Origin of the sequence: Floricoccus penangensis (assembly GCF_001832885.1) — a bacterium.
Taxonomy (GTDB): Bacteria; Bacillota; Bacilli; order Lactobacillales; family Streptococcaceae; genus Floricoccus; species Floricoccus penangensis.
In genome coordinates this window covers 57,395-63,870 of record NZ_MKIQ01000030.1, presented here as the reverse complement: position 1 = coordinate 63,870, position 6,476 = coordinate 57,395, and the positions used below count along the sequence as shown (strand labels likewise).

Annotated in this window: 6 protein-coding genes and 1 pseudogene; 6 read left to right on the top strand and 1 reads right to left on the bottom strand. The window is 32.7% G+C overall.

Annotated elements, in window-relative coordinates; all coding sequences use genetic code 11:
• Positions 1-475, top strand: a 475-nt coding sequence (locus BG262_RS09465; RefSeq protein WP_158006669.1) for a VaFE repeat-containing surface-anchored protein, incomplete at its 5' end; no start/stop codon positions are given.
• Between the two features lie 148 nt (positions 476-623).
• Here BG262_RS09465 and BG262_RS09460 read toward each other — a convergent pair.
• Positions 624-1,651, bottom strand: a pseudogene (locus tag BG262_RS09460) (NADP-dependent oxidoreductase).
• A gap of 180 nt (positions 1,652-1,831) precedes the next feature.
• Between BG262_RS09460 and BG262_RS09455 the strand changes: the two are divergent.
• The 5 genes from BG262_RS09455 (at position 1,832) to BG262_RS09430 (ending at position 6,349) form a co-directional block, all read left to right on the top strand.
• Positions 1,832-3,538, top strand: coding sequence for a TPM domain-containing protein (locus BG262_RS09455; RefSeq protein ID WP_070788652.1), 1,707 nt, complete (start codon positions 1,832-1,834; stop codon positions 3,536-3,538).
• Between the two features lie 221 nt (positions 3,539-3,759).
• Positions 3,760-4,833, top strand: coding sequence for an iron-containing alcohol dehydrogenase family protein (locus BG262_RS09445; protein WP_070788650.1), 1,074 nt, complete (start codon positions 3,760-3,762; stop codon positions 4,831-4,833).
• A 213-nt stretch (positions 4,834-5,046) separates the two neighbouring features.
• Positions 5,047-5,442 (top strand): VOC family protein, encoded by a 396-nt coding sequence (locus BG262_RS09440; protein WP_083312973.1) that lies wholly within the window; start codon positions 5,047-5,049, stop codon positions 5,440-5,442.
• Positions 5,443-5,457: 15 nt separating this feature from the next.
• Positions 5,458-5,856 (top strand): VOC family protein, encoded by a 399-nt coding sequence (locus BG262_RS09435; RefSeq protein WP_070788648.1) that lies wholly within the window; start codon positions 5,458-5,460, stop codon positions 5,854-5,856.
• 25 nt (positions 5,857-5,881) lie between these two features.
• Positions 5,882-6,349, top strand: coding sequence for a VOC family protein (locus BG262_RS09430; protein ID WP_070788647.1), 468 nt, complete (start codon positions 5,882-5,884; stop codon positions 6,347-6,349).
• Positions 6,350-6,476 lie beyond the last annotated feature (127 nt).

Sequence of the window (6,476 nt, the reverse complement as noted above, 5' to 3'; positions counted from 1 at the left end):
CACAGTAACTGGTAAATTAATGGACAAATCAACAAATAAACCATTATTAGTTGATGGTAAAGAAGTTACAGGGTCTACTACATTCACTGCCGAAAAAGCAAATGGATCTGTAGATGTAACATTTACTTTTGATGCAAGTGCTCTTGAAGGTAAAACAATTGTAGTTTTCGAAAAACTTTTCCAAAACGGTAAAGAAGTAGCAAGTCATGAAGATATAAATGATAAAGCTCAGACAGTTACAGTTGAAACACCTAAAAAGCCAGGTAAACCAGGTAAACCGGGTACACCAGGTACTCCAAATACTCCAAAAACTCCAAACAATTCAACAAAATATAGATCTTCAAATACATCTAGTAGTTCAAATCTACCAAGTACAGGAGAAAATGAAACTCTTGCAAATCTATTTGTACTTATTGGTTCTATATTGTTAGTATTATCAAGTATCTATGTTGCTAATAAAAAAATAAACGCTTAATTTCTAAAAAAAACATAACTAAATAACCTACAATAAAAAAACATAACTAATTAACCAACAATTAAAAAATATAATTAATTAACCTACAATTAAAGAACCTACAGAAATAATATTCTGTAAGTTCTTTTTTTATTTGAGTTAATTTCTACTAATCGAATTCATTCGTCATCTTCAAAATAATTTTTCCTTTTGTTCTGCCTGACTTAGAATATTCAAAGGCTTGGTCGATATTTTGAAAAGGTATTATTCTATCTATGACCGGATGTAGTGTTCCGTTTTCAAGTAGTGTAGCGAGTGTTCTTAATTGTTCACCATCAGGTTGCATGAAGAGGAAGTAGTACTCTGCTTTACTTTCGTGTTTTAATTTTGTTAGGTTTTTGGTAACGAATTTAAAGGCGCATGTCTTCCATAGGGGAAGTTTCTTTCCGTCAGCATCATGGTAGTCATCTGCAAAGTGTTCATTTGGTAGTCCTGATATTGACACAACTTTTCCACCTGGTTTAATTATCTTAAAGGCATTCTCAAGTATTTTTCCGCCTTGGGTATCAAAGACATAGTCATAGTCAGATATTATTTGCGTGAAATCTTCTGTTTTATAGTCAATTGCTAGGTCAGCACCGAGTGATTTTACAAGTTCAAAGTTTTTTCTGCTTGTTGTGGTAGCGACGTATGCTCCAAGCATTTTAGCAATTTGAATAGCTATTGTACCTATTCCACCAGATCCTGCTTGAATGAGTACTTTCTCACCAGATTGAATATTCATGATATCATGGAGTGCTTGATAGCTTGTGAGTCCTACAAGGGGGATAGAGGCTACCTCTTCAAAAGTGAGGTTCTTAGGCATTGGAGCAACTATACTAGCGCTAGTTGCGATATATTCAGCAAAGGTACCAATTCGATTTTTTTCTACTCGTCCATACACTGCATCTCCAATTTATGGTCTGTAACTTCTGAACCAATTTGAACAATGATTCCTGAAAAGTCACTACCAAGAGTAAGTGGCATTTTATATTTCAAGAGCATCTTGAGTCCACCATCTTTAGTCTTGAGATCAATTGGATTAATGCTTGCAGCAACTATTTTTACTAATACATCAGTTGACTTAATAGTTGGAATTTCAACATCTGTAATTACTGGCATTTCTTGTTTGTAGTGGGTGATTTGAGCTGCTTTCATATATTTATCTCTTCCTTATATATGGTTTATATTTTTGAACGATTAACTAAAAAGTATTTTATGATAATGGTTTAAAAAAGTCAACCAATAGGTTTTGAAATAACCGTTACTTAATTTTTTATAATCCAAATTTAATACTATGATATAATTACCTCAATGACATATACCTATGAGGAATTTATGAAAAAGAATCTTAAATATATTGTACTTATTTTATTTTTTTTAATAGCTATGTTTGGAATTGGATCAATTGCTAACAGTTTTAAAAGGACTGTTATAGATAAAAATGGATTTCTCTCTACAGCAACTATCAATGAAGTCAAGGATTTAAACAAAGAGTTTTCTTCTTGGCAAACAAAACCTAAACTTTATATTGAAGTAGTTCAACATCTACCTAAAAATACTTCTTCAGACAGCTTTGCATATAAGTTACTTAAAAAGAAACAGAATAGGTTTAGTTTATATCAAACTTCAATGGTGTTTATTATATCTGTTGAAGATAGGGAGTATAGCCTAAAGGTATCTAAGGATCTTGAAAATATAGTTGATAGTTCATCAGAGGAAAAAATAGTTACTAAAAATGTAATAGAAGATTTTTCTAAAGATGATTGGAACTCAGCTATGGCTTCAATACTAAACAATATTAAAGTATATGGGCTTGAAAATTTTAATACAGCTGAGAAGTTAACAGTGGGAAACACTGGACATAATGTCTTTTTTAGAAGACTAAGAGATTTTGATTTTTCAATTATTCTTTACTTACCATTTATTTTACTATTTGTATTCATAGTTATTATTACTTTAACTGGTGATAAAAAAGAAAAAGAAATAGAGGAGAAAAAGAAACTTAGAGCTGAAAAATTAGGATTGGATTTAAAAAAATCACATTATTTTTATAATGATGATTTAAAAAAAGTCAGTCTAGGAACCTTAAATAAAGCATTAACATATAGCTTATCCAAGGTAAATTCTAAATGGTGGGAAGCAACAGATTCTGAAATACTTCAATCGATGAATGATTTTGAAATTCCTGATCTATATGGAGAGATTCGAGATGGACGTAAATGGGGTGATATTGTAAAAGATATTGTCTGGGAAAAGTATTACAAGAATGAAAATTATTTTAAGTATCTTATAATAAAGAATGATTTAGAAAGTCTTGATAAGGAATCATTGATAGAGGAAATTAATTCTCATTTTATGGCAGAGTATGAGGAATATGATAAATTTAATAAAATTTATGAGAACAATATTTTTCTAGTAAGTAAAGCAATTAATTCGTTCATGTCTAATTTTAACGATGAGCAACTGAAAGAATATTTTGATGTCCTTGATATAGATGCTAAGTATATTGATGAAAAAGGATATAGCAACGATGTGGGAATTGAAGAAAAAAGGAAGCTTGTGGATAAGCGTGATGTTTTGATAAACAATCTTATGACTAATATGTTGATTTCTAGTTTTCCCGTTTATAAAGATTTAAGTGGAGTTCCTAACCTATTTTCAGATGATAAAATTTCTATTGCCTATAAAAATGCTTTAGAAATTTGTAGTAAAATACCTAATAATATGCTTGGAAAAGCTATAAGAGATTGCCTGAGAATTGAAGTAAACAATAATGATTTATCAAATTTCGATTATAATAAACCAGCATTTTTATACAATATGTCAAAAATTTTATTACCAAAGAAGACTTTTATGAACTATGTTGTTTTTTCTAGTAAATATATAGAAGAAGAAAATTTTGAAAGTTTTAGGAAAACATATGAGGACTTCATTTTGGATCATACCCCAAGTTCGGATAATGGCAATTCCTATTTTGAATCATCGAGTAGTGGTGGTTCATCTTCATCTGATGGAGGTGGAGGTTTCTCTGGGAGCTTTTAATATTTTTACAAAGATGATGGTGGAAATCATTGTCTTTTTTATTAAATTTATTCACATGTGGATAAGACTCTCATTTTTAACTGTCTCTTTTCATGGATTTACAAAAGGGAGTGAAAATTTCATCTCATTGTACAAAATTTTACATTTTCTTTTGACAAATAAAAAAATTGCTCCTATAATTAGAATAAAAATTCTGAAAATTCAGTATAAGGAGCAGTGGTATGAATATTGCAAGTGAAGTGAAACCAGGTGCTAATCGGTATGTATCAGGTCAGGGGACTTTGAATAATTTAGAAGAATATCTGGCAGATTTTAAAAATCCTGTAGTAGTTACTGGGCATAAGTCATTTGAAGCTTTTTCCGACTACTACGATGCTGAACTTAATTATCCAATCTTTCGCTATGATGAAACTGCTTCTTACGAAGATGGGGAGTTTTTAGCCAAAAAGATTGGTCAGGCTGATGTTGTTGTGGGTATCGGTGGTGGTAGACTTTTAGATACAGCCAAGATGGTTGCTCAAAACTTGGATGCTGAGCTTATCACTGTTCCAACCCTCATCTCAAATTGCGCACCATTTACCCCAGTCGCTGCCGTATATCATCCAGACCGTAGTTTCCGTGAGATTGGTTATTTTCGTAAGGCTCCTTACCTAACTTTGGTTGATACTAAATTTCTTTTATGCACACCTGTGGATTACTTTGTAGCTGGAATTGGAGATACTCTTGCTAAGTGGTATGAAATTGATGGTATTGTTCGTAATCTTCCTGAAGAAAAACTTTCAGCCTACATTACTCTGGGTATTGCCTCTGCTAAGGTAATTCGTGATTTACTCATGACCAATGCCCAAGCGGCAGTCAATGATTTGAATAAAGGAGAAGTTACTCTAGCCTTTGAAAAAATCACTGACACAATTGTTGCCCTTGCAGGAGAAGTCGGTGGTTTTGCAGGTGTTTACGGTCGCTCTGCTGGAGCTCACGCAACTCATGATGGTCTATCTTACTTGCATGAAACCCATGAAATGCTTCACGGTAAAAAGGTTGCTTATGGTATTCTGGTTCAATTAGCTCATACCGAGGATTATGATATTATTGAAGATTTGCTTCCTTTTTATAAGCAAATTGGCCTTCCAAGTAAGCTTGCTGAAGTTAATGTTAAGGATGTGAGTCGTGATTATCTAGCAGAATTTATGAATTTTTCAGTTGGACCAAATACAACATTTAGATTAGTTGATGAGAAAATCACAGCTGAAGACATGTATAAGGCTATCCAATATCTTGAAGGACTTGAAGACTGATGGATGAAAATTTGAGTTTATTAGAAGTAGTTTTGCTTTTGTGTTTATTAGTTGCTTTGTGAGGAATTCCGTATTTTATACGGTTTTTTTGTTACAAAGATATCGTAGTTATTCTTAATTGAAATTTTAGGCCTATGATATAATTAACTAAAGAATACTTAATCGCTTACATTAAAGATTTATTTTTTCTCGTATAAGAAAAGGAGACTTATTATGTCAATTATTTTTGTTAGTGTCCCTGTTGCGGATGTTGCTCTGTCTACTACTTTCTATGAAAGACTTGGTTTTGTGAAGAATGATGATTTTTCAAACGAAACTGTGTCTTCAATGGTTTGGGACGAAAATCTAACAGTTATGGTTCAGTCACATGATCATTTGAAGAATTTTATTGGTGCTAAAACTATCGTTGATCCAAAAACTTCTGTTACAAATGTTATTGCTGTCGGTCTTGATAGCAAGGATGAGGTTATTGAGGTTGGTCGTCGTGCGCTAGAAAATGGTGGTAACTCTTTCCGTACTGATGAAAATATGCCGGAAGAATTTATGTATAGCGTGATTATTGAAGATATTGATGGAAATCCATTGAAACTTGTTTGGATGGCTGTTTAGAAGGAGGAAATTTATATGGCAACTATGGTATTTGTAAACTTTCCTGTAAAGGACTTGACAGCTTCTACTGAATTTTACAAGAAGCTGGGGTTTACTCTAAATGAAGAATTTTCAAATGACCAAGCATCAGCTATGGTCTGGGATGAAAACTTTTATATTATGCTTTTGAGGCATGAGTTCTATCAAGCTTTCATCGGAGAAAGAACGATTGCTGACAATCATGCAACCAGTGGTGCACTCATCGCCTTTTCGATGGATTCAGTTGAGGGAGTAAAGGAATTCGGTCGTATTGCCGAGGAGAATGGTGGTAATGTTTATCGTATTGATCACGGAATTCCTGAAGATATAATGTTTGGATTAGAAGTCCAAGACCTTGACGGAAATAACCTTGAACCTAATTGGATGGCTCAATAAGAGAAAGAAGAAAGAAGGAGAAAATATGGCAATACTAAACCCTTATATTTCATACGAAAGTGCAAAAGATGCTTTAGATTACTATGAAAATGTTTTTAGTGCGAAAAATGTTTTTCGATTACCTCTTACAGAGGGACAAGCAAAAGAATATAATATTTCCGATAAAAAACTTGATGATACTACAATGCATGGTGGATTTACAGTTTTAGGTGCTCAAGTTTACGTTTCAGATAATTTATTTGGAGCAGAAAATAATGGACCAAGTAATATTACTTTAAATATCGAAATTGATAATAATAATGCTGATGAAATTAGTGCTGCTGATAGATTCTACATGCTTGTACGGGATTCAGGACAGGTAACAGTAACGATGCCATTTCAAGAACAGTTCTGGGGTGGAAAAATGGGAGCTTTTACCGATAAGTACGGTATGAAATGGACACTTCATCTAGCACCACAAAATCCTCTAAGAGCAGCTGTTGAGGAAGGGTAATGCAAGAGAATTATCAAAAACTACTTGATGGTTTATCAAAGCCAGCAAGGAATGCACTACTTGACAAGAACATTGACAGTTTTGTAAAGCTAAAAAAATTTACAGAGAAAGATATTTTAGCCATACA